The organism is Acidovorax sp. K2F (genome assembly GCF_025246485.1).
GTDB lineage: Bacteria > Pseudomonadota > Gammaproteobacteria > Burkholderiales > Burkholderiaceae_C > Acidovorax > Acidovorax delafieldii.
This window is the reverse complement of sequence record NZ_JAOBSQ010000036.1, coordinates 35,175-57,854: the sequence shown is the minus strand read 5'-3', so window position 1 is coordinate 57,854 and position 22,680 is coordinate 35,175. Positions and strand designations below refer to the sequence as shown.

General features: G+C 67.0%; 23 protein-coding genes. 17 read left to right on the top strand and 6 right to left on the bottom strand.

Features of this window, described 5'->3' with window-relative positions; translation table 11 throughout:
* Positions 1-233: 233 nt before the first annotated feature.
* Complete coding sequence (locus N4G42_RS13215) at positions 234-857, top strand: hypothetical protein (RefSeq protein WP_260667469.1); 624 nt, start codon at positions 234-236, stop codon at positions 855-857.
* Positions 858-920: 63 nt separating this feature from the next.
* On the opposite strand, the gene N4G42_RS13210 is transcribed toward N4G42_RS13215, so the two are convergent.
* Both N4G42_RS13210 and N4G42_RS13205 read right to left on the bottom strand, forming a co-directional pair.
* The gene (locus N4G42_RS13210; RefSeq protein WP_056746573.1) at positions 921-1,271 is read right to left on the bottom strand and encodes a FlxA-like family protein; all 351 of its coding nucleotides are present in this window, start codon (positions 1,269-1,271) and stop codon (positions 921-923) included.
* A 69-nt stretch (positions 1,272-1,340) separates the two neighbouring features.
* Complete coding sequence (locus tag N4G42_RS13205; RefSeq protein WP_260667468.1) at positions 1,341-2,240, bottom strand: LysR substrate-binding domain-containing protein; 900 nt, start codon at positions 2,238-2,240, stop codon at positions 1,341-1,343.
* 125 nt (positions 2,241-2,365) lie between these two features.
* On the opposite strand from N4G42_RS13205, the gene N4G42_RS13200 reads away from it, so the two are divergent.
* The 8 genes from N4G42_RS13200 (at position 2,366) to N4G42_RS13165 (ending at position 11,488) form a co-directional block, all read left to right on the top strand.
* Positions 2,366-3,355 (top strand): tripartite tricarboxylate transporter substrate binding protein, encoded by a 990-nt coding sequence (locus tag N4G42_RS13200; protein WP_260667467.1) that lies wholly within the window; start codon positions 2,366-2,368, stop codon positions 3,353-3,355.
* Between the two features lie 32 nt (positions 3,356-3,387).
* Positions 3,388-4,299, top strand: a complete 912-nt coding sequence (locus N4G42_RS13195) for an alpha/beta fold hydrolase (protein WP_260667466.1) — start codon at positions 3,388-3,390, stop codon at positions 4,297-4,299.
* Between the two features lie 33 nt (positions 4,300-4,332).
* Positions 4,333-5,751, top strand: coding sequence for a 3-isopropylmalate dehydratase large subunit (gene leuC, locus N4G42_RS13190; protein ID WP_260667465.1), 1,419 nt, complete (start codon positions 4,333-4,335; stop codon positions 5,749-5,751).
* Positions 5,748-6,413: a 3-isopropylmalate dehydratase small subunit gene (gene leuD / locus N4G42_RS13185; protein WP_260667464.1), complete on the top strand. Its 666-nt coding sequence runs from the start codon at positions 5,748-5,750 to the stop codon at positions 6,411-6,413. The genes leuC and leuD overlap by 4 nt, the downstream gene beginning before the upstream one ends.
* 174 nt (positions 6,414-6,587) lie before the next feature.
* Positions 6,588-7,442: a hypothetical protein gene (locus N4G42_RS13180; RefSeq protein ID WP_260667463.1), complete on the top strand. Its 855-nt coding sequence runs from the start codon at positions 6,588-6,590 to the stop codon at positions 7,440-7,442.
* 23 nt (positions 7,443-7,465) lie between these two features.
* Positions 7,466-7,936, top strand: a complete 471-nt coding sequence (locus tag N4G42_RS13175; RefSeq protein WP_260667462.1) for a hypothetical protein — start codon at positions 7,466-7,468, stop codon at positions 7,934-7,936.
* Between the two features lie 127 nt (positions 7,937-8,063).
* Positions 8,064-9,299: a hypothetical protein gene (locus tag N4G42_RS13170; RefSeq protein WP_260667461.1), complete on the top strand. Its 1,236-nt coding sequence runs from the start codon at positions 8,064-8,066 to the stop codon at positions 9,297-9,299.
* The gene (locus tag N4G42_RS13165) at positions 9,284-11,488 is read left to right on the top strand and encodes an ATP-binding protein (protein ID WP_260667460.1); all 2,205 of its coding nucleotides are present in this window, start codon (positions 9,284-9,286) and stop codon (positions 11,486-11,488) included. The genes N4G42_RS13170 and N4G42_RS13165 overlap by 16 nt, the downstream gene beginning before the upstream one ends.
* Positions 11,489-11,525: 37 nt before the next feature.
* Here N4G42_RS13165 and N4G42_RS13160 read toward each other — a convergent pair whose 3' ends face one another.
* Entirely contained in the window at positions 11,526-11,957 is a 432-nt protein-coding gene (locus N4G42_RS13160) for a hypothetical protein (protein ID WP_260667459.1), read from the bottom strand.
* Between the two features lie 176 nt (positions 11,958-12,133).
* Here N4G42_RS13160 and N4G42_RS13155 point away from each other — a divergent pair, with 176 nt between their 5' ends.
* On the top strand, positions 12,134-12,667 hold the full coding sequence (locus tag N4G42_RS13155) for a 2'-5' RNA ligase family protein (RefSeq protein ID WP_260667458.1): 534 nt from the start codon (positions 12,134-12,136) through the stop codon (positions 12,665-12,667).
* Positions 12,668-12,749: 82 nt separating this feature from the next.
* Here the strand turns inward: N4G42_RS13155 and N4G42_RS13150 are convergent, their stop codons facing one another.
* A complete protein-coding gene (locus N4G42_RS13150; protein WP_260667457.1) occupies positions 12,750-13,643 on the bottom strand; it encodes a LysR family transcriptional regulator in 894 nt (297 codons plus the stop codon).
* Between the two features lie 106 nt (positions 13,644-13,749).
* On the opposite strand from N4G42_RS13150, the gene N4G42_RS13145 reads away from it, so the two are divergent.
* From N4G42_RS13145 to N4G42_RS13130, 4 genes are all read left to right on the top strand, one after another.
* The gene (locus N4G42_RS13145; RefSeq protein WP_260667456.1) at positions 13,750-15,114 is read left to right on the top strand and encodes an acyclic terpene utilization AtuA family protein; all 1,365 of its coding nucleotides are present in this window, start codon (positions 13,750-13,752) and stop codon (positions 15,112-15,114) included.
* Positions 15,115-15,125: 11 nt separating this feature from the next.
* Positions 15,126-15,497, top strand: coding sequence for a hypothetical protein (locus N4G42_RS13140; RefSeq protein WP_260667455.1), 372 nt, complete (start codon positions 15,126-15,128; stop codon positions 15,495-15,497).
* Between the two features lie 41 nt (positions 15,498-15,538).
* Complete coding sequence (locus N4G42_RS13135) at positions 15,539-16,531, top strand: Bug family tripartite tricarboxylate transporter substrate binding protein (RefSeq protein ID WP_260667454.1); 993 nt, start codon at positions 15,539-15,541, stop codon at positions 16,529-16,531.
* Between the two features lie 197 nt (positions 16,532-16,728).
* On the top strand, positions 16,729-18,849 hold the full coding sequence (locus tag N4G42_RS13130) for an alpha/beta hydrolase domain-containing protein (protein ID WP_260667453.1): 2,121 nt from the start codon (positions 16,729-16,731) through the stop codon (positions 18,847-18,849).
* Between the two features lie 169 nt (positions 18,850-19,018).
* On the opposite strand, the gene N4G42_RS13125 is transcribed toward N4G42_RS13130, so the two are convergent.
* Entirely contained in the window at positions 19,019-19,912 is an 894-nt protein-coding gene (locus N4G42_RS13125; RefSeq protein ID WP_260667452.1) for a LysR family transcriptional regulator, read from the bottom strand.
* Between the two features lie 136 nt (positions 19,913-20,048).
* Between N4G42_RS13125 and N4G42_RS13120 the strand changes: the two genes are divergently transcribed.
* The 3 genes from N4G42_RS13120 to N4G42_RS13110 are packed head-to-tail and all read left to right on the top strand — an operon-like array spanning position 20,049 to position 21,954.
* A complete protein-coding gene (locus N4G42_RS13120; RefSeq protein WP_228894821.1) occupies positions 20,049-20,915 on the top strand; it encodes an MBL fold metallo-hydrolase in 867 nt (288 codons plus the stop codon).
* A 46-nt stretch (positions 20,916-20,961) separates the two neighbouring features.
* Positions 20,962-21,294 (top strand): hypothetical protein, encoded by a 333-nt coding sequence (locus N4G42_RS13115; RefSeq protein ID WP_260667572.1) that lies wholly within the window; start codon positions 20,962-20,964, stop codon positions 21,292-21,294.
* Positions 21,295-21,297: 3 nt separating this feature from the next.
* Positions 21,298-21,954, top strand: a complete 657-nt coding sequence (locus tag N4G42_RS13110) for a DsbA family protein (protein ID WP_260667451.1) — start codon at positions 21,298-21,300, stop codon at positions 21,952-21,954.
* A gap of 78 nt (positions 21,955-22,032) precedes the next feature.
* Here N4G42_RS13110 and N4G42_RS13105 read toward each other — a convergent pair whose 3' ends face one another.
* Complete coding sequence (locus N4G42_RS13105; protein ID WP_260667450.1) at positions 22,033-22,599, bottom strand: ATP-binding protein; 567 nt, start codon at positions 22,597-22,599, stop codon at positions 22,033-22,035.
* Positions 22,600-22,680: the final 81 nt, after the last annotated feature.

Genomic DNA, 22,680 nt, shown 5'->3' with positions numbered 1-22,680 from the left:
GGTGTAGGAAGGCGCTGGCGCACGGTGTCGGCAGTGCGGCGGGTCTGGTGTCCCTGTCCGGTGGTGGTCGCCGTAGCGTGGGCTTTGAGCAGCCCGCGTGCCGCACGTCCTGTGCGTTGTCATCGATGTATGCATGCAGCCTGCACCGTGCGGGGTTAGAGTGCTGCAGGGCAACGGCAGTGGGGCCTCTCCACCCCTCCCGCATTCGGCCGTTATGTTGTCAAGGAGGTCCCGTGAACCATCCCAGCTCTCCATCCCTTTCTGCGCTCCCTGCCGCCTCGGCACAGGCGCAGCAACACAGTCTTGCTGCCGACGACCCGGCCACACGCAGCTACCAGCAGGCGCGTCGCAACGGCCTGCCGGGTGCGTGGAGCTGTGGCTTGCACCTGGGGCCTCACCAGGTGCTCTGGGCTGCGGGGGCAGATACCCCCATGCCGTCCGTGCGGCTGAGTCTGCTGCTGGGTGGCGAGCGCACGGCGCGCCAGTTTTTCCGCCATGCCGTGCCCACACCTCTGGAACTGGAGAACGCCATTGCCGTAGTGGAGGATGAGGTCCATGTGGGCCACCAGCAACTGCAAGGCCTGTTGCCCGGCGGGCAGGTGTGGGCACCATGGTCTGCAGATGCAGCGTTGTATGACCTGGCCACCTTGGCGGGCGTGCCGCCGGGGGCCCAGCGCGTGCTGACGCTGGAGGCCATGGAGCGTCTTTTCAACCGCCTGGCCGCTGTGGCCGAGGGGCGCCCGGCCGCACACGAAGGCCTGCCGGAGGATCCTGTCTTTGCGGGCACGCTGCTGGTGTTGCGCGAGCTGATGCACCACCTGCCGTTTGCCACGCTGACCCTGATGAACAGGCCCTAGCCGTTATCCAAGACGGCGTGACGCTGCACGCTCCGCAGCATGTACTCGCGCAGTGCCACAGCACTAAGCAAAGGTATCGACCGACTCTCCCAACCCCGGCAGGCTCTGCGGCTTGTTCACCGGGGTGGATCGTGGCTGCTGGCTGGCCTTGGCCTGTTGCTGTGCCTGGGCTCGGTCCATCTGCTCTTGCTGCATCTGGCGCTGGATGGCTGCTATCTGTTGCTGCACCATCTGGATCTGGGCCTGCAGCAGTTTGACCTTCTCCTGCTTGGCCTTGGGCTCCATGTCCTGTCCGGCGACGTTGCGCAGTTCGTCGGTCAGTTCGCGCATCCGTTTTTGCAGCTTGTTGATGTTGCTGGCTGCACTGGCGCTGGACGCTGTGCCCGTCGAAGGGGTTGCACTTGAGATCTGCATGCTGTGTTATCGGCACATCCGCAGAAATCTCAAGCCGTGGCCCGTGCGATGACTTCAGCCTGCGGGCCTTCATGCATGTGGCGGTGCCGAGAACCACTCCCGCAGGAAGTCGGTCAGCGCGCGCATCTTGGCCGACAGATCACTGCGTGTGGGGTAGACCAGCGTCACATCGGCCGCCGGCAGCGACCATGTTGGCAGCACGCGCAGCAAGCGGCCTGCAGAAAGGTGGACCGCCACGTCCCATTCGGATCGCATCAGCACGCCGTGGCCCTCCAGCGCCCAGGTGGTGGCAGCTGCGCCATCGTTGGTGCTCAGCATGCCGCGCACCTTCACCGTCTCCTGGCGCACGCCCTGGCGCAGATGCCAGGTGCCGTAGGTCTCGTCGCTTTCGCGGATCACGATGCACTGGTGGGCCAGCAGGTCTGCCGGTTGCACGGGCTCGCCTGCCTGGGCAAGGTAGGTGGGCGATGCGCACAGCACACGCCGGTTGGCGAGCAGTTTGCGGGCCGTGAGGCGTGAGTCCGGCAGGTCGCCAAATCGCACGGCGGCGTCAAAGCCTTGTTCCACCAGATTCACGGGCCGGTCGGTCAGGTGCAACTGCACCTCCACCTCGGGGTAGGCGCGTGCAAACGCCGACAGGGCGGGGGCAATGTGCATTCGGCCAAAACCCAGCGTGGCTGCCAGCTTGATGAGCCCGCGTGGCGAACTGCGCGCGCCTGCCACGGTGCGCTCCAGCGCATCCAGGTCGCCGAGGATGCGCGCGCCATCGAGCAGGTAGGTCTCACCCTCGGGCGTCAGGCTCATGCGTCGCGTGGTGCGGCGCAGCAGCCGCACGCCCAGCCGCCGTTCCAGCTGCGCCAAGCGCCTGCTGGCGGCCGGCGGAGTGATGCCCATCTGCTGGGCGGCAGCCGCGAGGCTGCCTTCCTTCATCAGCAGTGCAAAAAACCGCAAGTCTGAAAAAGCGTCCATGGGCTTGTGGGTGATTAGTGTGTTTGATTTACGAATGAAGTAATTTTGAATGACTTTATGTGAATCCTGCTCACTCATAAGATGCCACTGCAACACCACACAAGAACCTTGCAGGAGACAAACCCATGAACACATCCCATCCCCGGCGGTTACGAACATGGCGCGCCGTGGCCACGGCCGCACTGGCCTTGTCTGCCGCCGCTGGCGCATGGGCCCAGGCATACCCCGCCAAGGCCATCAAGCTCGTGGTGCCCTATGCACCCGGCGGTAGCGCGGACATTGCGGCCCGCCTGATCACCGACGAATGGGGCAAGGCCCTTGGCGGCTCGCTGTTCATCGAGAACAAGGGCGGCGCGGGCGGCAACATCGGCGTGGACATGGTGGCCAAGTCCGCACCGGACGGTTACACCATCGGCCTGCAGACCGTGTCCCTGGCCATCAACCCCAGCCTGACGGCCAAGATGCCCTACGACACCCTGAAGGACCTGGCGCCCATCGGCATGGTGGCCAGTTCGCAGCATGTGCTGGTGGTCAACAACGCGTTGCCAGCCAAGAACGTCAAGGAACTGGTGGCCCTGCTCAAGGCCAAGCCGGGGCAATACTCCTATGGTTCAGCGGGGGCGGGCAGCACCTTCCACATGTCGGCCGAGCTGTTCAAGGCCGTGGCAGGCACGCCCATCGTGCACATCCCCTACCGTGGTGGCGGCCCGGCCATGATCGACACCATGTCCGGCCAGGTGGCCATGAGCTTCCCGGTGCTGTCTGCAGCGCAGCCGCATGTGCAGGCGGGCAAGCTGCGTGCATTGGGCGTCACGGGCACGAAACGTTCACCACTGATGCCCGATGTGCCCACCATTGCCGAGGCTGGCCTGCCGGGCTACACGTTTGAAACCTGGTTCATCGTGTTTGCGCCGGCCGGCACACCCAAGCCAGTCATCGATAAGCTCAACACCAGCCTGAACCAGGCACTCAACACCCCCGCTTTGAGAGAGCGCATGGCCAGGGATGGATTCGACCCGACGCCTTCGACGCCAGAGCAGGCCCGCGCCCGGCTGGAGCAGGAAATGCCGCAGTGGGCCAAGCTCATCAAGGAGCGGGGCATCACGGCAGAGTGAACACGCCTGCGCTGCAATACCCACCGACACCCATGACCACGACCACGACGACCCCGCTTTTCCCCGGCTTCACCGCCCGCCGCGTGCCTACGCCCGACGGCCAGCACATCCACACGCTGGTGGGCGGCACAGGCCCGGCCTTGCTGCTGCTGCACGGGCACCCGCAGACCTCGGCCATCTGGCACAAGGTGGCGCCAAAGCTGGCGCAGCACTTCACCCTGGTGCTGGCGGACCTGCGTGGGTATGGCGATTCGGCGAAGCCCGAGGGCGACGCGGAGCATGCGCTCTACAGCAAACGCACCATGGCCGCCGACATGCTGGCTGTGATGCAGCACCTGGACCACCCGCGCTTCACCGTGTTGGCCCATGACCGGGGCGCCCGCGTGGCGCACCGCCTGGCGGCCGACCACCCGGCGGCCGTGCAGCGCGTGGTGCTGCTGGACATAGCGCCCACCTTGGCCATGTACGAACAGGCCAGCAACGCCTTTGCCCGTGCCTACTGGCACTGGTTCTTCCTGATCCAGCCCGAGCCGCTGCCCGAGCGCCTGATCGAGGCGGACCCTGCCGCCTACCTGCGCGACGTGATGGGCCGACGCAGTGCGGGTCTGGCCCCGTTCGATGCGCGGGCATTGGCCGAGTACGTGCGCTGCCTGGCATTGCCCGGCACGGCCCATGGCATCTGCGAGGACTACCGCGCCTCGGCGGGCATCGACCTGATGCACGACCGTGCCGACCGCGATGCGGGCCGCCAGTTGCCCATGCCCTTGCTGGCGCTGTGGGGCGAGCAGGGCGTGGTGCACCAGTGCTTCCAGCCCCTGGCCGAGTGGCAGCGTGTGGCGGCCGACGTGCGCGGCCATGCACTGCCTTGCGGCCATTACATCGCCGAGGAGGCCCCTGATGCGCTGCTCGACGCGGCGCTGCCCTTCCTGCTGGCCGACCGGTAAGGCCGCACCCAACGACAACCCCCGACGCTGACCATGACCACTCCCTCAACGCTCTACCAGAAGCTGGTGGCATCGCACACCGTGGCCGTTCTGGACGAACAGAACGTGCTGCTGTTTTGCGACCTGCACCTGATGAACGAATACACCAGCCCCCAGGCCTTTGCCGGCCTGCACGAGGCCGGGCGCGGCGTACCCGTGCCGGGGCAGAACGTGGCGGTGGTGAGCCACATCATCCCCACGCACCCGGTGCGCTGGCGCACCATCCAGGACCCGCCCTCGGCCCTGCAGGCCACCAACCTCAAGGCCAACTGCGACCGCCACGGCATCCCGCTGTTCGACACCAACGACCCTTTGCAGGGCATCGAGCACGTGATCGCGCCCGAACACGGCATGGTGCGCCCGGGCATGGTCATTATCTGCGGCGACAGCCACACCACCACCTACGGGGCACTGGGCGCCTTGGGTTTTGGCATCGGAACCTCGGAGGTTGAGCATGTGCTGGCCACCCAGACGCTGGTCTACCGCCTGGCCAAAGACATGCGCATCCGCGTGGACGGCGCGCTGCCCAGCGGCACCACGGCCAAGGACCTGATCCTCATGGTCATCAGCCGCATCGGTGCGCAGGGCGCACGCGGCTACGTGGTGGAGTTCTGCGGCAGCGCCATTGGCGCGCTGTCGGTGGAGGCGCGCTTCACGCTGTGCAACATGGCCGTGGAGGCGGGAGCGCGCGGCGCACTGATCGCACCCGACGCCACCGCTATTGACTACGTGCTGGCCAAGGCCCCCGACATTGCGGGCGACGTGCGCGCGCAGGCACTGGCGCACTGGGCCACCCTGCACAGTGACGAGGGCGCGGCATTCGATGCGGAACATGTGTTTGACGCGGCTGACGTCCCCCCGTTCGTCACCTGGGGCACCAGCCCCGACCAGGCCATGGCCATCAACGCCACGGTTCCCCGTCCCGAAGAAATGGCCGATGCCGTGCAGCGCAGCAGCGCCGAGCAAGCGCTGCGCTACACCGGGCTCGTCGCCGGCCAGTCCCTGCAGGGTGTGCCCGTGCAGCATGTTTTCATCGGCTCCTGCACCAATGCGCGCATCGAAGACCTGCGCGAGGTGGACCGCATTGTGGGCAGCCGCCACGTGGCCCACGGCGTGCGCGCCATGGTGGTGCCCGGCTCCGGCGCAGTGAAGGCCCAGGCCGAGGCGGAAGGCATTGCCGAGCGCCTGGTGGCTGCAGGCTTTGAGTGGCGCCAGCCCGGCTGCTCCATGTGCCTGGCCATGAACGACGACGTGCTCGCCCCCGGCCAGCGCTGCGCATCCACCACCAACCGCAATTTCGAAGGCCGCCAGGGCCGGGGCGCCATCACCCACCTGGTAAGCCCGGCCATGGCTGCAGCCGCCGCCGTCACCGGTTGCATCACCGACGTCCGTACCCTGGAGGTGCCAGCATGAGCGCCGATCACCACACCATCGTGCACGGCCAGGCAGCCCTGCTCGACATTGCCAACCTCGACACCGACCAGATCATGCCCAAGCAGTTCCTGCGTGGGATCGACAAGTCGGGTCTGGCTCCCGGTCTGTTTTACGACCTGCGGTTTGACGGGGAAGGATTGCCACGCCCGGATTTCGTCCTCAACCAGGCGGCTTTCCAGGGGGTGGACGTGCTCATCGCGGGCTCCAACTATGGCTGCGGCTCCAGCCGCGAGCACGCGGTGTGGGGCATGCAGCAGTACGGCTTCAGGGCCGTGGTGGCGTCGAGCTTTGGCGAAATCTTCTACTCCAATGCGCTCAACAACCGCCTGCTGCTGGCCATGGTTTCCGAGGCGGATGTGCAGGCCTTCAAGGCGCAGGCTGCGCAGGTGCAGGGCCCCCTGGCAATTACCATCGATGTGCAGCAGCGCATGGTGCGCAGCGCGGGGCACAGCGCGCAGTTTGTGCTGTCCGACCGGCACCAGAGCATGTTCCTGCAGGGACAAGATGTGATCGGCGCATCGCTGGCGTATGCCGATCAGATACAGGCCTTTGCCCAGCGCCACTGGGCTGCCCAACCCTGGGTGAAGGACGTGGCGCTGCGCACGCGGGCGCGCCTACAGGCCCAGCGCGCACAGGGCTGAGCGCGCCCGGTGCGCCGCACCTGCGGGCGGCGTGGGCGGCTTGGGTGGTGTGGGCGGTTGACATCCTGTCCAGTGCACAGGGTGTGGGGGGTGGACAACGTCGCGAGGGACAGGTCCTGATCCGGCGGTAACAATTCGTGCACTTTCACACGGACCCACCCCATCCACAGAGCCATGTCGCAAAACACCCATACCCTGCACCTGTTCTTCGAAGACCCGATCAAGCTCAAGATGGGCCAGTTGGTCTACCAGTACCTTGCCACGGGCAACACCGAGCAGGCACGGCGCTGGGCCGACAAGCTTGGCGGCGCCGATCTCGATGCGCTGTGGGATGCCCAATGGTTCAACCAGGAGGCGGTTGCCGAACCCGGTCACCTCACGCTGAGGTTCGACACCGGCACGCACGATGACCTGCCGCTGCGCGCGTTGGAGACCCTGTTCGCCCACGGCCTGCGGGCTGCGGTGCTGGAGGTGTTCTACGACCAGGTCGGTGAAACCGAGCGCATGCACTTTGACCGGGGCCAGTGGGTGTCGCGCCGGGCGTTCATGGACGCCAACCCGCAGTGGCGCGCTGTGGTGGAGCCCGCGCAGCAGGACGGCGAAGGCCAGGACGGGGAGGCCGAAGACCACTACGCCTGTTCCAAAGACCCGGCCAAGCCGCTGGCCGTGGCCAAGCTGCGCCAGCAGGAAGAAAAGCGCAAGCGCGAGGCCCAGGAGGCGGCCGAAGCGTTTGTCGAGATGGCGAAGGCGATGGGCAAAAGCGGCAAGTCGCCCGTGCAGGGCCTGATGGCCGTGCTGCTGTTGCGCGCCGGGCTCAAGGGGCTGGTGCACGCAGTGGTCTTCACGGTGGTCACCGTGCTGCTGTTCAAGGGCTTCTGGCTGTGGATGGGCCTGGGGCTGGTGCTGGCCGTGGCGCTGCCGCTGTACTACATGGCCACCGAACACAAGGAGCTGCGCGGTGACGACGGAGACGATGACGCCGACCCGCCTGGCGACGACGGCCCCGCCACAGTGGTGGCAGCGCAGTAAAAGAATCTCAGGAGAACAACAACATGCTGACGCAAATCGAATGGTGGGGTGGGGTGATCTTTGTGCTGGGGGCGTTCACCTACCGCATGGTCATGGGGGCGCTGGAGAGGCCGGTGGACGGCATCCCTTGGTACCGGCTCATGATGCACGCGTTCTTTCTGGCCCCGGCCGTGCTGCTGGCGGGCTACTTCTATCCGCTTACGCAGCCCGCGCTGCAATACGGCTACCTGGTGCTGTTGGCCGTCTCGCTGCTGGTGGTGGCCGTGATGCTGGTGCAGGAGATGACCGGCGATTCGGGCGAGGGCCAAGAAGAGGGGCGCAGCAAGGAGCCCTTGAAAGAGGGCGCGACAGCCAAGGCCGACGATACCGACGAGTACGAAGAGCCCGGCTGGCTGATGTCGGTGGTCGGCGCCATGGTGCTGTACAGCCCGGTACTCACGGCCTGTGGCCTCGCCAGCTACAAGGCCTGGCCCATGGTGCAGCGCCTGGCGTAGTGCATCCGCAGTGCGCAGTGGGATGGCAGTGGTCTGGCACGGCTGACAATGCCTGCCCACCATCCCCATGTTTTTCGCAGCCCTTGGTTTTGGCTCGGTGTACCAGCCTTTGTTAGTCCACAACTCCATGTCCCCCGATTCCTTTGCCGATCTTCTGTCGGTCTACATGCGGCGCATCCGCGCCAGCGCCTCCGGTGTGGCCACCGAAATTGGCCTGAGCCGTGAGGCCGTCAACAACTGGCGCAACGGCATCTCGGTGCCCAACCCGCGCTCGCGCGACAAGCTGGTGGCCTGCACCCGGTACCTGCGCCTGACGGAGAGTGAGGCCAACCGCCTGCTCAGCGCCGCAGGGTTTGCGCCAGAATTTCCCCTGCAGGCCGAATCCACCGGCGCGCAGCCGTTTGCCGCGTTCCAGGACAAGGTGTTTGCGCAACTGGCCCAGGCGGTGCCATACCCCATCTCGCTGCTGCTGTCGCCCGCGCACTGGGGGCAGCCGCCGTTCCGGCACGAGCTGCTGCAGCGCGCCCGCGCGCAGTACGGCGAGGGCTCGGTGCTGCACATCCAGCCGCCCTACAGCGTGAGCACGGTGCCTGCCGAATACTTCGCGGCCATCGGCCGCCAATGTGGCCTGGGCGATGTGGCGTCGGACTACGAGTTTGAATACGCGCTGGAGCGCCGCCTGCTGGCGGGCGAGCGCATCTTCTGCCTGGTCAGCCGATTCGAGCAGGGCACGCCCGCGCTGCGCGAAACCCTTGCGGGCATTTTGCGCAGCCTGAGCGAAATGCACAGCGGCCGCCTGCACCTGCTGCTGTGCGGAGGGCAGGCGCTGGCCGACCTCAAGTACCGCAGTGGCGACCTGTCGCTGCTCAACATCGCCCAGGTCCACCACTGGCCCGACCCGTCGCTTGCCGACCTGCTGCAACTGGCCCGCCACCGCTGGCCCGAGCAGCCCTGGTCCGAGCCGATGGTGGCTGCATTGCAGGCCCTGAGCGGCGGCCACCCCGCGCTGTTTGAAGAAGGCCTGCAATGGCTGGTGGACCACCCCGGCGCGGGCGCCAGCCTGCACGAAGGCCAGCCCGCCTTCAGCGCCCTGCGCACCCACCTGGCCAGCAGCCCGCGCCTGTGGCAAACGTTCCTGCCGCTGGCGCAGGTGCCAGCCAGCCGGGCGCGCCTGCAGCAGTTGCTGGGCGCGGACGACCTCGGCCGCGCACGGCCCTACCTGCAGGACGACGACCTTCGCAGCCTGTTCTGGGGCAACCTCATCCTTGCGCGCGGCGTGGGGGACGCAGCGCGGCTGCACTGGCGCAGCCCCACGGTGCGCGAGGCCGGCTGGATGGTGCTGGATTCATGCTCGGCCGACTGACGCCCTGGCTGTCCCGGCCCGTGGTGCGCGCCGTGGTCATTGCGCTGGTCACGCTGTTTGTGGCCAGCGCCGTGTTCACGCCCCAGCACAACCCGGCCACGCGGGGCAGGTTCATGGCGGCGATGAACGTCGGGCCGCTGTGGGGCGAGCTTGTGCAGTGGCGTGTGGCGATGGTCAACGCCCGCAACGAGCTGGATGCCTGGCCCACGGACATTCAGAAGTACGCGCCTCCCATTGCCAACCCGCAGCTGCGCCTTACCTCCCCGCGCCCCAATGTGCTGCAGGCCGACATTGCCCACAACCCTGAATTTGGCAAGCTGGCGGGCACGCAGGTGGTGGTGGAGCTGCAGCCTGGTACCCACACCTGGACCTGCCGCCCCGGCAGCCCGCCCATCCCGCAGGGCTACCTGCCCATCAACTGCCAGCAAGGAAGCACCGACGATTTCGAGCCTGCCAAGCCGGTGCCGGACGCAGACCCCTTCGGCTGGATGCGCTCGCTCATCACGTGGTGCGCGGTCATTTTTGGCGTGGGTGCAGTGCTGTGGGTGGTGCGCCACCCGCTCATCGGTGCGGGCCAGCTGCGACCCGCGCGCCTGCGCCGCACACCGCTGGCGCGCCTGCCGCAGATCGACCGGCTGCTGCGCTGGCTGCGGCGGCTGGAACCCACGCTGCAGGCCGCCGACATTCGCCTGGTGGACTGGCGCCGCGCGGTGGCCTGCGCCCAGGCCACGGGCAGCGAGCGCGCCCCGGCCCTGGCCCGCGCGCTGGCCGAACGCGTGTCCGCCCGCTGCCAGCCCAGCACCGACTGGGCGCTGCCCGGTGCGGTGTTTGAGTGGTCGTTCCCGCCCGACCTGCCCGTGTCGCTGGACCGCTGCCTGGTCTTTGTGCCCACGCACGGCATCGACGAAGCCACCGTACTGCGCCAGCTGCGCGCCGTGCAGACCGGCAGCGACGTGCTGCTGATCCTGAGCGAGCACAGCGTGGACACCCCCTGGCCGCTGCTGCACGCGCATGCACAAGACCGCGCCAACCTGCATGTGATGGCCGACAGCGCCAGCCAGACCGAGTGGCTGATTGGCGGCGACGCCCTGCAAGTGCTTCTGCGCCTGCTGGCTGCGCAGCTGCGCATCACCCGCATCTCGCCCTACCAGACACGCGGCGGTGTCACGCGCGAAGGCGCCTTCTTCGGCCGCGCGCAACTGCTGGCCCGCGTCATCAACCGCGAGCCCGCCAACTACCTGGTGGTGGGTGGGCGCCAGCTGGGCAAAAGTAGCCTGCTCAAGGCCGTGCAGCGCCGCATGGCGGGCCACCCGCACACCGTGTGCCATTACGTCTCGCTGCGCGACCACCGCCTGGCGCCACGCATGGCGCTGCAGTTTGGCCTGCCCGCCGACACACCACTCGAAGCCATCGTGGACCACCTGCAGGCGCAGTACCAGGGCAAGCGCCTGGTGCTGCTTATCGACGAGGCCGACCTTTTCTTCCGCGACGAATCGGCCAACGGCTACGTGCAGCTGTCCACCCTGCGCGCGCTCAGCGAAGAGGGCCGCTGCTGGTTCATGCTCGCGGGCTTCTGGGACTTGTACGCCACCGCCGTGCTGGACTACCAAAGCCCGCTGCGCAACTTTGGCGAGGTGCTGACCATCGGCGGCCTGGAGCGCGATGCCTGCCGCGAACTGGCCACCGAGCCACTGCGCAAGCTGCGGCTGGGTTTTGACAACGAGCACCTGGTGAACCGCCTGGTGGACGCCAGCGGCCAGCGCGCCAACCTGGTCGCCATCCTGTGCCAGGAATGCCTGGAGGCGCTGTTGCCCGGCGAACGTGTCATTGAGGCCCGCCACCTCACCCAGGCCCTGGCCTCGCAAGCCGTGCAAGACGCCTTGGCCGGCTGGGGCCGCCTGAGCCACGACGAAGCCGCCTGCCGCCTCGACCGCATCGTGGTCTACCACACAGCCCAGGCCGGGCAGACCAGCCTGGTCACCCTGGCCCAACTGCTGCAAAGCCACGGCATCGCGGGCGACGCGCAGGCCCTGCGCCAGTCACTGGCACGCCTGCAGCTGGCCTATGTGCTGCGCAAACACGAGGGCGGCGAATACCGCTTTGCCATCCCGCTGCTGCAGGACCAGTTTGAACCGGCGGAGGTGGAACTGCTGCTGCACCAGGAGCTGGCGGTGCTGGCGCGCGCTTAGTCCGTGCGGCCCGGCTCATGTCGTGAGCCGGCTGTGTTTACGGTGACTTGCGAGGTGGACTGCCCGCCAATCGCCTCAGCGCTTCAAGCTCCGTGGGCATGTGTAATACGCGGATGCCTGTCATGGCTTCGATGGCCTCTCGCTTTGACCAAATATCTGTTTTGTCACTGGTGATGAAGATGGAGCACCCGGCTTTGAGAGCGGAGTCGAGATGTTGCGCATCGACGCGTTTACCGATGAGTTTTCTCAGTGGCTCAAAGTTAGTTGTTGGTGCATCGTCATCCCAACTGCCCGTATCTTCAGCCCAGCTCAAATGGGCTTGTTCCCAAGTGGAAGCCAATCCTGGGACGAAATTTGTCACCTTCCGGCTGCGTTGTTCAAAAGGGAAGTAGTGAGTTGTGATCAGTCCGGAAGCCTCAAGCTCCGCGACCTCTTTCAACATGCCACCTGTATCAACATAAACTTTCATCGTCCCATCCTGGGTGTGATTGAACAAGTGGCGTTTGTTATGGGAGCTTGATGTTGGATGTCTTCCATTTACGCTCCGCCGTGGCTTGGTCCAACAACGAACTGTCTCTCTGAATACTTGCTCTCAGTCTCAGCTAACAGTTGCTATTTTTCAGACTCAGTGCGGAGGTTACTCCCATGAATCCCACCCTGTACACCATTGCTTATCCCACCTGCGCGCCGCAAGACGTGCAGGCCATCGAAACCTGGCGCGCCGCCCACGACCCCACCGGCCACGCGCTGGTGCGCCCGCATTTCACCCTGGTGTTTGCTAGCAACGCGGTGGACGAAGCCACCTACCTTGCCCATGTGGCGGCGGTGGCGACGCGCACGGCGCCCATCGCATTCCACTGCCGCTACGCCATGCTGGGGGCCGACGCCCACAGCCCGCGCGCCCATGCCTATCTGGTGCCGGACGAAGGCTATGCCGCGTTGTCTCTGCTGCACGACGCGCTCTACACCGGCGCGCTGGCCGACGCGCTGCGTCTGGACCTGCCTTACACCCCGCACATCACCGTAGGCACTTTCGAGTCAGCACCCATGGCGCGCGCGTGGTGCGCTGAGCGCAACCAGGCGGGCGTGTCTGTGCCCGGCCAGGTGGCTGCGCTGTGGGTGGGGCAAGTGGTGGGTGGGCGGTTTGAACACCGGAGCCAGTTCGATCTGATGGGCTAGTTTTTTTAAGCAAAAACGGCCTTCACCGCGCGTCTATTGAGCGCTTTAAGCTATCAAATATGTAGCTTTATCGCTAAGCCCCTCAAGGCCGCTGCGCCATCACCAGCGCATACAGCGCCTGCGCCGCCACCGACAGGCTCTCGTCCCGCCGCCGCACCAGATAGATCTGTCGCGTCAGCCCCGGCAGCGACAGCGGCCGTGTGACCAGCCCCGGCTGGTCAAAGTGGAACAGCGTGAGCGCCGGCACCACGCTGATGCCCAGCCCCGCGCGCACCATGCCCATCACGGTGGCGAGCTGCTCCACCTCCATCAGCGTGTGCATGGCCTGCGGGTGCAGGGCGGCCTCCAGGTACTGGCGCACGCTGCTGGTGCGCGCGAGGTGGATGAAGGGCCACGCGGCCAGGTCCTGCGCGGTGATGGCCTTGCGCCTGCGCGCCAGCGGGTGGTCGGCGGGGCATACCAGGTAGAAGTCGTCGCTGCAAAACGGCTCGGCCTGCAGCGCGGGCGTGTCAGCGCGGATGGCGGCCAGTGCAAAGTCGGCATGGCCGCTGGCCACGCGGTCGATGCAGGGCTCGGACAGCACATCGGCAATGTCGATCTCGATGCCTGGGTGTGCGGTGCGGTACTGCGCCAGCACGCCCGGCAGCCAGCCCGCCGCCAGTGACGGCAGCAGCGTCACGGCCACACGCCCGCGCTGCAGTGTGGCGGCACTGCGCACGGCGGCCAGGGCGCTGGTGATTTCGGCGCGGATGCGGCGGGCCGACTCCAGAAAGTTCTGCCCCTCGGGCGTGAGGTCCACATGCCGCGTGCTGCGGTCGAACAGCCGCAGTCCCAGGTCGTCCTCCAGCGCGCGGATCAGCGCGCTGAACGCGGGCTGCGACAGGTGGCACAACGTGGCGGCGCGCGTGAAGCTGCGTTGCTCGGCCAGCGCGAGGAAGGCATCGAGCTGGCGGCTGGAGAGATGGGGGGCGCTCATGCGGGGTGGGTGTGATTCATCTGAATTTCAGATGGATTCATCGTAACAATCGATTTCACAGAATACAGCCATGTTCCTACATTCACGGTCAGGAGACAACGGATTCATGCCGAACGACCATAAAACCAACCTGCTGGTGGGCTGCGCCGCCGGCTTCTCGGGCGACCGCACCGACGCGGCCCTGCCCGTGGTGCAGGCGCTCATCGCCAGCGGCCAGCCTGCGGTGCTCATCTTCGAGACGCTGGCCGAGCGCACGCTGGCCCTGGCCCAGCTCGCGCGCCGCACCGACCCCGATGCTGGGTATGAGCCGCTGCTGGTGGACCTGCTGCGCCCCGTGCTGGCGCAGTGCCTGGCGCACCGCGTGCGCATCGTCAGCAACTTTGGCGCGGCCAACCCGCACGGTGCCGCGCGCCGCATCCACGCGCTGGCGGCCGAGCTGGGCCTGGCCCGCCCGCGCATTGCCGTGCTGCAAGGCGACGACCTGAGCGGCCCCGAACACCGCGCGCTGCTGCAGGGCGCGCTGGGCAGCGCGATGCCCACCGAGCCCATCGTCAGCGCCAACGCCTACATCGGCGCGCAGGCCATTGCCGACGCGCTGCGCGCAGGCGCCGACATCGTGGTCTGCGGCCGCGTGGCCGATCCGTCGCTGGTTCTGGGCCCCGCGCTGGCGCACTACGGGTGGGCGCTGGACGACCGGGATCGGCTGGCGCGCTCCACCATGGCCGGGCATCTGCTGGAATGCGGCGCCCAGGTTACGGGCGGCTACTTTGCCGACCCTGGCTACAAAGACGTGGCGGGCCTGGCGCAACTGGGCTACCCCATCGCCGAGATCGACGCCGACGGCCACTGCACCATCACCAAGCCCCCGGGCACGGGCGGCTGCATCACCGACCGCACGGTGAAGGAACAGCTGCTGTACGAGCTGCACGACCCGGCGGCGTACCTCACGCCCGATGTGGTGGCCGACATCACCACCGCCCGCGTGACCACGGTGGGCGCTGACGCGGTGCGGCTGGAGGGCGTGCAGGGCCACGCGCGGCCCGCCACGCTCAAGGTCAACGTGTGTTTTGAATCGGGCTGGTTTGCCGAGGGCGAAATCTCCTACGCCGGCCCGCGCGCAGAGGCCCGCGCCCGCCTGGCGGGCGAGGTGCTGCGCGAGCGCTTGCACGGCCTAGGCCCGCTGCGCATCGACCTGATCGGCGTGACCAGCATCTTTGGCGACGACACCAGCCGCTGGCTGGATGCATCCGCCCACGGCAACGACGAAGCCCGCGATGTGCGCCTGCGCGTGGCCCTGCAGCACCGCGACCACGTCATCGCCCAGCGCCTGGTGCGCGAAGTGACCGCGCTGTACACCTGCGGCCCCGCGGGCGGTGGTGGCGTGCGCACGGCGATGCGGCCGCGCCTGGGTACCGTCTCGTGCCTGGTGCCGCGCGAGGCCGTGTCCGTTTACTTCGAGATGGTGGATTGAGGACTCAAGCCATGACCACTACAAACCTTACCGTCACTGTTCCCTTGTATCGCCTGGCCCACAGCCGCACCGGCGACAAAGGCAACCGCTCCAACATCAGCGTCATCGCCTGGCACCCCGCGCTGTGGGATGTGCTGGTCGAACAAGTCACCGAGGCCGCCGTGGCACAGCAGTTTGCGCAGCGCCGCCCGCGCCAGGTCACACGCTACCTGCTGCCCCAGCTGCAGGCCATGAACCTCGTGCTGGACGACGTGCTCGACGGCGGCGTGAACGACTCGCTCAACCTCGACAGCCATGGCAAGGCACTGAGCTACCTGCTGCTCGATATGCCCGTCACCGTGCCCGCGCACCTGGCAACGCACTTTGGCGGCCCTTCCGTGTAGCACCGTTTTCTTTTCCATCCATACCAACACCAGGAGACAACATGACCCAGTCATCCCCCCGCCGCGCTCTGCTCGCCACTGCCGCCCTGCTGGCGCTCGGCGCATTGCACGCCCCCGCTGCGTTCGCCCAAGCGGCCGGTGCCTACCCGGCCAAGGCCATCACCTTTGTCGTGCCCTTTGCCGCAGGCAGCGCCACCGACCAGCTGGCGCGCGCGCTGGGCCAGTCCATCACCAACGACACCAAGCAGCCCGTGGTCATCGACAACAAGGCGGGCGCCAGCGGCATGATCGCCGCGTCGGCCGTGGCCAAGTCGGCGGCCGATGGCTACAGCGTGCTCATCACCACCAACACCACACACGCCGCCAACGAGCACCTGTACAAAAAGCTCTCGTACGACCCGGTGAAGGACTTCGCCCCCGTCACCGGCCTGGGCAAAGGGGGGCAGGTGCTGGTGGTCAACGCCAGCGCACCCTACAAAAACGTGGGCGAGCTGCTGGCCTTTGCCAAGAAGAACCCCGGCAAGCTCAGCTTTGGCAGCGGCAGCTCATCGAGCCGCATGGCGGGCGAAATGCTCAAGCAGCTGGCGGCCGTGGACATCCTGCATGTACCCTACAAGAGCAACCCGCTGGCCATCACCGACCTGCTGGGCGGGCAGATCGACCTGATGATCACCGACACCTCCACCGGCGTGCCGCAGGTCAAGGCGGGCAAGCTGCGTGCGCTGGGCTACTCCACGCAAAAGCGCAGCACCCAGCTGCCCGACGTGCCCACCATCGACGAAGCCGGTGTGAAGGGCTACGACATGGGCTACTGGTTTGCGGCCTACGTGCCAGCAGGCACGCCCGCGCCGGTGGTGGCGCGCCTGAACGAGCTGCTCACGGCAGCCACCAAGAGCGCTGCGGCCAAGAGCTTCTATGACAACGCCGGCTCCGAAGCCTGGACCACCACGCCCGATGAACTCTCCAAGTTCCAGGCCGCCGAAACCCAGAAGTGGGGCAAGGTGATCAAGGCCGCAGGTATCGAGGCCGAATAAGCCACCGGCCCATCCACCGGCTCACCAGCCAGGCCCACCCACCGGGCCGTTTCATTCCCGTTTTAGCTTCTCTCAGCCTGCCTTTGCTGGCAGGTCTGGGCGAAGCCTTGCCCGCGCGCAGCGCAACAGACGTTGCCGTTTTGTTCCAGAGCCGTTCCAGCGGCCCGCACCACCATCCATCCAAGGAGACAGACACCATGAAACCTCTTCGTGCATTCGGAAAACTCGCGCTCACGGCCGCCGCTGCAGCCGCCATCACGGCCTGCGGGGGCTCCAGCAACGATGCGCCCAAGGGCCCCGCGCTCAAGCTGGCCATCACCGCCACCGAAGCCTTCCCCGGCACCTATGGCGACGTGGGCGAATACGAGCGCGTGACCGGCACCATCAGCGGCGAGGTGGACCCCAAGGACCCCAAGAACGCCGTCATCCAGGACCTGGCCCTGGCGCCCACCAACGCCAACGGAATGGTCGAGTACCAGGCCGACTTCGTCATGCTCAAACCGAAAAACATGGCCAAGGCTAGCGGTGTCTTGCGCTACGACGCACCCAACCGCGGCAACATCCTCACGATGCTGAACCCCACGGCCACGCCCAGCGATGCGGTGTACCTGGAGCGCGGCTATGTGATGCTGTATTCGGCCTGGCAGGGCGATGTGCCCAAGAGCACCGCTGCGCGCCTGACGGTGACGGTGCCCGTGGCCAAGAACAAGGACGGCAGCAGCATCACCGGCCCCTACCGCGCCGAGCTGGTGCCCACCGCCGCCAGCCCCTCAATGACGCTGCCCGGCGGCGTGTTCAACGGCACCATGATTCCTTACGAACCCGCCAGCCTGGACAACACGCAGCCCGGCTACTCGCTCACCCGCCGTGCCAACGAGACGGATGCGCGCGTGCCTGTGCCCGCCAGCGACTGGAAGTTCGCCACCTGCGACACGGGAACCAACGCCTTCCCCGGCACGCCCAGCCCCACCAGCGTGTGCCTGAAGGGCGGGTTTGACCCAGCCTATCTGTACGAGCTGGTCTATGTTGCCAAAGACCCTAAGGTGATGGGCGTGGGCTTGGCTGCGCTGCGCGACACGGTGAGCTTCTTCCGCAGCAAGGCGGCCGATTCCACCGGCACCCCCAACCCGCTCGCAGGCCGCATCACCCACACGCTGGGGCAGGGCACCTCGCAGTCGGGCAACGCCATGAAGACCTTCCTGCACCTGGGCTTCAACCAGGCGCTGGATGGCGGCAAGGTGTTCGACGGCATGTACGCCCACGTGGCGGCGCGCCAGACCAACATCAACACCCGCTTTGCCGTGCCCGGTGGCGGCGGCGGCTTGCGCACCGACCACACCGCCTTCGGCCAGACAGCGCCGCGCGGGCTGGACAAGGATTACCAGGACGACATCAGCGGCCGCCAGGGTGGCGTGATGAAGCGCTGCGCTGCCACCAGCACCTGCCCCAAGTTCTTCCTGGGCCTGTCGGGCACGGAGTTCTGGCAGCTGCAGGGCTCGCCCGTGCTGACCGACGCCAGCGGCACCAAGGACCTGGCGCAGCCCGACAACGCCCGCATCTATTACTACTCCAGCACCCAGCACGGCGGGGCAGGGGGCACGGCCAGCATTGCCTATGCACCCACGCGCGCCACGTACCCCACCGGCACGGTGGTGCAGTTCAACGACACCTTCCGCGCGCTGTTCCTGAACCTCGAAGACTGGGTGGTGCGCGGCACGTTGCCGCCCGCCAGCCAGGTGCCCAAGCTGGCCGACGGCACGCTGGTGCGGCCCGAGGCGCTGGCCTTCCCGGCCATGAAGGGGCTGACCTGGGCGGTGGGCGGCGTGCAGACGGCGATCCCGGACTTCAGCTACCGGGGCCTGTACAACAACTTCCCGCTGTTTGACTTTGGCCCGCAGTACATCCCGCAGGACGAGGCCGGCATTGCCACCGTGCTGCCCCCGCGCAACCTGGGCCGCGACTACGCCATCCTGGTGCCGCAGGTCGATGGCGGCACGGGCCTCACCCGCGCCGGCATTCGCAGCGTGGAGGCGCGCGCGCCGTTGGGCACCAGCATTGAGTTCAACTACGTGGCCACACCCGGCATCACCGACCTGGCCAACCTCACGGGCAGCTTCATCCCCTTCCACAAGACGCGCGCCGCGCGGCTGGCGGCGGGCGATGCACGGCCGTCGCTGGAGGAGCTGTATGGCACGCAGGATGGGTATGTGGCTGCGGTGACGCAGGCCGCCAACGACCTGGTGGCCCAGCGCCTGCTGCTGCCGCGCGATGCGGACCTGCAGATTGCGCGCGCCAAGGCCGCAGCCGTGCTGCCCTGAGGTGACGTGACGACCCGCACGGCCCTGTGCCGTGCTGTCCCCTGCAGGCCCCCAAACCCTCTCGCAAGAGGGTTGGGGGCGTTTTTTCAGCCAATGTGGCCGGATGCGCTAGAGAAATATGTCTGAGCAGCTATCAAAAGCGTAGCGTTTTCTGGCCGTCCTGCCACCCTCACCACGGCACCCCCGCAAACCGGGCCACCAAAAAATCCAGCAACGCCCGCACCGCAGGCGACAAGTGCCGGCGCGACGGGTACAGCGCATAGATCGTCATCACCGGCAAGTCCCAGCCCGGCAACACGGCCTGCAGCTCGCCACTGTGCAGGTAGGGGTTGACCAGATACGTCGGCTGCATCGCAATGCCGCCGCCCGCCAGCGCGGCGCGCATCAGCGTGGTGGCCTCGTTGGCGCTGAAATGGCCGCTCACGCCCACGCGCTCCACCACCTCGCCGCGCGTCAGCTGCCACACGCTTTTGCCAAAGTTGGCGTAGCTCAGGCACCGGTGCTGCGCCAGGTCGGCAGGTTGCTGCGGCACACCGTGCGCGGCCAGGTAGGCGGGCGATGCCACCAGGGCCGAATCGCAGCGGGCCAGCGGCCGGCCGATGAGCAGCGGGTCGGGCTCGGCGCTGATGCGGATGGCCAGGTCGATGCGCTTTTCCACCAGGTTGAGCGAGCCTTCGCTCGCGTCCAGGTCGATCTTGAGCTGCGGGTGTTGTGCCAGAAAGTCCGCAATCGCCGCACCCATCTGCGCAAACGCAAACGACACGCTGCAGGTCAGCCGCAGCTGCCCGCGCAATGCGCCCTCGGTGGTGGTGGCGGTTTCTTCTTCCAGGTCTTGCGACAGCGCCAGCATCTGCTGGCAGCGGCGCAGCGCGTGTTCGCCCGCATCGGTCAGCGTCACGCTGCGGGTGGTGCGCTGCAGCAGCCGCGCCTGCAGCCACTGCTCCATCTCGCCCACGTAGCGCGTGACCATGGCGCGCGACATCTCCAGTTTGTCGGCCGTGGCGCTGAAGCTGCCGCTGGTGGCGACTTCGGCAAACACATGCATGGCGGTCAGGCGGTCCATAACGTGAAAGTTTTAGGGTTATTTGATCGATTGGCGAAACAAATATGCGCGAATTATCGGGTTTATTGGATCGATTGGCGCAAATAAACTTCGTTCCGTCATCTGCACCACCGCTCAACACACCGGAGAAACCACCATGTTCCGCACCACCCTCATCGCCGCCACCCTCGCCGTTGCCTTCACCGGCGCCCAGGCCGCCCAGCCGCTGCAGGTCAAGGTCTACAACGCCGACGGCAACAGCTTCAACGTCAACTCCACGCTGGTCTATGGCGAGAAGGAAGCCATGGTCATCGACGCCGGCTTTACCCGTGCCGACGCGCTGCGCATTGCCGCCAACGTGCTCGACACCGGCAAAGAACTCAAGACCATCTACGTGAGCCAGGCCGACCCCGACTACTACTTTGGCGTCGAGACGCTGAAAGAAATCTTCCCCAAGGCCGACGTGGTGACCACGCCCGCCGTGCTGGAGAAGATCAACGCCAAGCTGGCTGGCAAGCTCGCCTTCTGGGGCCCCAAGATGGGCGCCAACGCACCGCGCACGCCCGTGCTGCCCAAGGCGATTGCTGGCAACACGCTGAGCGTGGACGGCCAAACCGTGGAGATCCGTGGTACCACCGGCCTGCTGGCGCACCGCCCGTATGCGTGGATTCCGTCCATCAAGGCTGTGGTGGGCACCATCGGCGTGTTTGGCACCAACACCCATGTGTGGACGGCCGACACGCAAACGGTGGCCGAGCGCAGCGCCTGGGTGGCCCAGCTCGACGAAATGGCCGCCCTGCAGCCCACCGTGGTGGTGCCCGGCCACATGCCCGCCGGTGGCGCGCTGGATGCCGCCAACATCAGCTACACCAAGGGCTACCTGCAAGCGTTTGAGAAAAACGCCGCCGCCACCAAGACCAGCGCCGAACTCATCGACGCGATGAAGAAGGCCTACCCCGCAGCGCCCATGGGCCTGTCGCTGGACATCGGCGCCAAGGTCAACAAGGGCGAGATGAAGTGGTGAGATGACGTGTTGAAAGCTGTCAAAGCAAGTTGTTGAAAGGAACCAGATCGTGACCACGCACCCGCTCCAACAAGTCCTGCAGCACCTGCACGCCGGGCGCTGGAATGCGGCGCACGATCTGGTGCAGCACGACGGCACGATGCTCGGCGCCTGGCTGCACGGCATCCTGCACCTGCAAGAGGGCGACCTGGAAGACGCCGAAAACTGGTACGACCGCGCCGCCCGCCACTTCCGCAGCCGGGGCACGCTGGCCGAAGAAATCGCAGCGTTTGAGGCCGCACTGGCCGCACACGTTGCCCAACTTGCCCAGGCTGCGCCCCCAGGGGCACCAGCCGCCGCCACACCGCCTGATCCTGAAGATTCTGAAGAGAGACCCTGATCCATGCCCTCCACGCCCACCGTCACCGTGACGTACCTGTTCGACCCCCTGTGCGGCTGGTGCTACGCCGCCGCACCCGTGCTGGCCCGCTTGCAAGCCACGCCCGGCGTGCAGGTGGTGCTGGCACCCACGGGCTTGTTTGCAGGCGCAGGCGCCCGGCCCATGGACGCGCAATTTGCCGCCTACGCCTGGTCCAACGACCAGCGCATCGCGCAGCTCACCGGCCAGCCGTTCAGCCAGGCCTATCGCGAGCAGGTGCTGGGCCAGCCGGCCGGACGTTTTGACTCGGGCCCTGCCACGCTGGCCCTCACCGCCGTGGCGCAGACCGAGCCCGCGCGCGAGCTGGAGGCACTGCACGCCTTCCAACGCGCACGGTATGTGGACGGGCGCGACACCACGGCGCCCACCGTGCTGGCCGATGTGCTGAGCGCACTGGGCCTGCATGCAGCCGCGGAGTTGGTGCGCGAGCCCACCGATGCCCTGCGCGCCGCCATGCTGCAGCGCGTGGCCACCGCCCGGGCCGACATGCAAGCCCTGGGTGCGCAAGGCGTGCCACAACTGGCAGTGGGCGACGCCGCCACCGGCCGCCGCCGTGTGCTGGGCAGCCAGGCCCTGCACGGCAACTTCGACGCATTGCTGCAGCAGGTGGCCCAGGCCTGAGCGGCGCGGCTGGGACGGTGCGGCCCGGGCTGCGCCGTTGCCCACAGTGCAAATTGCAGCCAGGCCAGCGCCATGTCTTCAAGCCCCGTGGTCCGCCACGGGCACCCACACCACGGTGTGGTTCGCGCACTCCACTTCGTCCGGTGGCTGCCACAGGTCGCTGGCCAGCTCAAAGATGTGGGGTGGCACCACCATCGAAAACGTTGCGCCCTGTTCAGCATTGCGCAGCAACACACGCGCGCGCCGCACATGGCGCGGGGCATCCAGCACATACACCACCATGGCATCGGCCCATGGCCCCATGCGGGCGTAAAACGCATCGCGCTGGTGCTGCTGGATCAGGCCCACCTCCAGCACCACATCGCCACCCGCGTTCAGCACGGCCTCGGCTGTCTTCCAGATCTGCTCCAAGCAACGCAGCGTGCGGGGTACGTACCAGGCCATGACGTCCGCCGCATCGGGCCGGTCGGCCGAAAACAGCGTGGCCATCCAGTCGTCCAGGTTCAGCGGCACTGCGCGGTGCTGGTGCACTAATTGGCGGGCAAAGGTGGACTTGCCCGCACCCACGGGCCCGATGACCAGATGGATGCGCGGGGAGGCGGCGGCGGCGCCTGCGGGGGCCGTGTGTGTGGAAGTGGCGTGCATCAAAAAGGGCTCCAGAAATGCAAAAAGCCCTCTCTGCAAGCAGGGAGAGCCTTCAATGCGATGGACCAAAAAGAAAAGCCC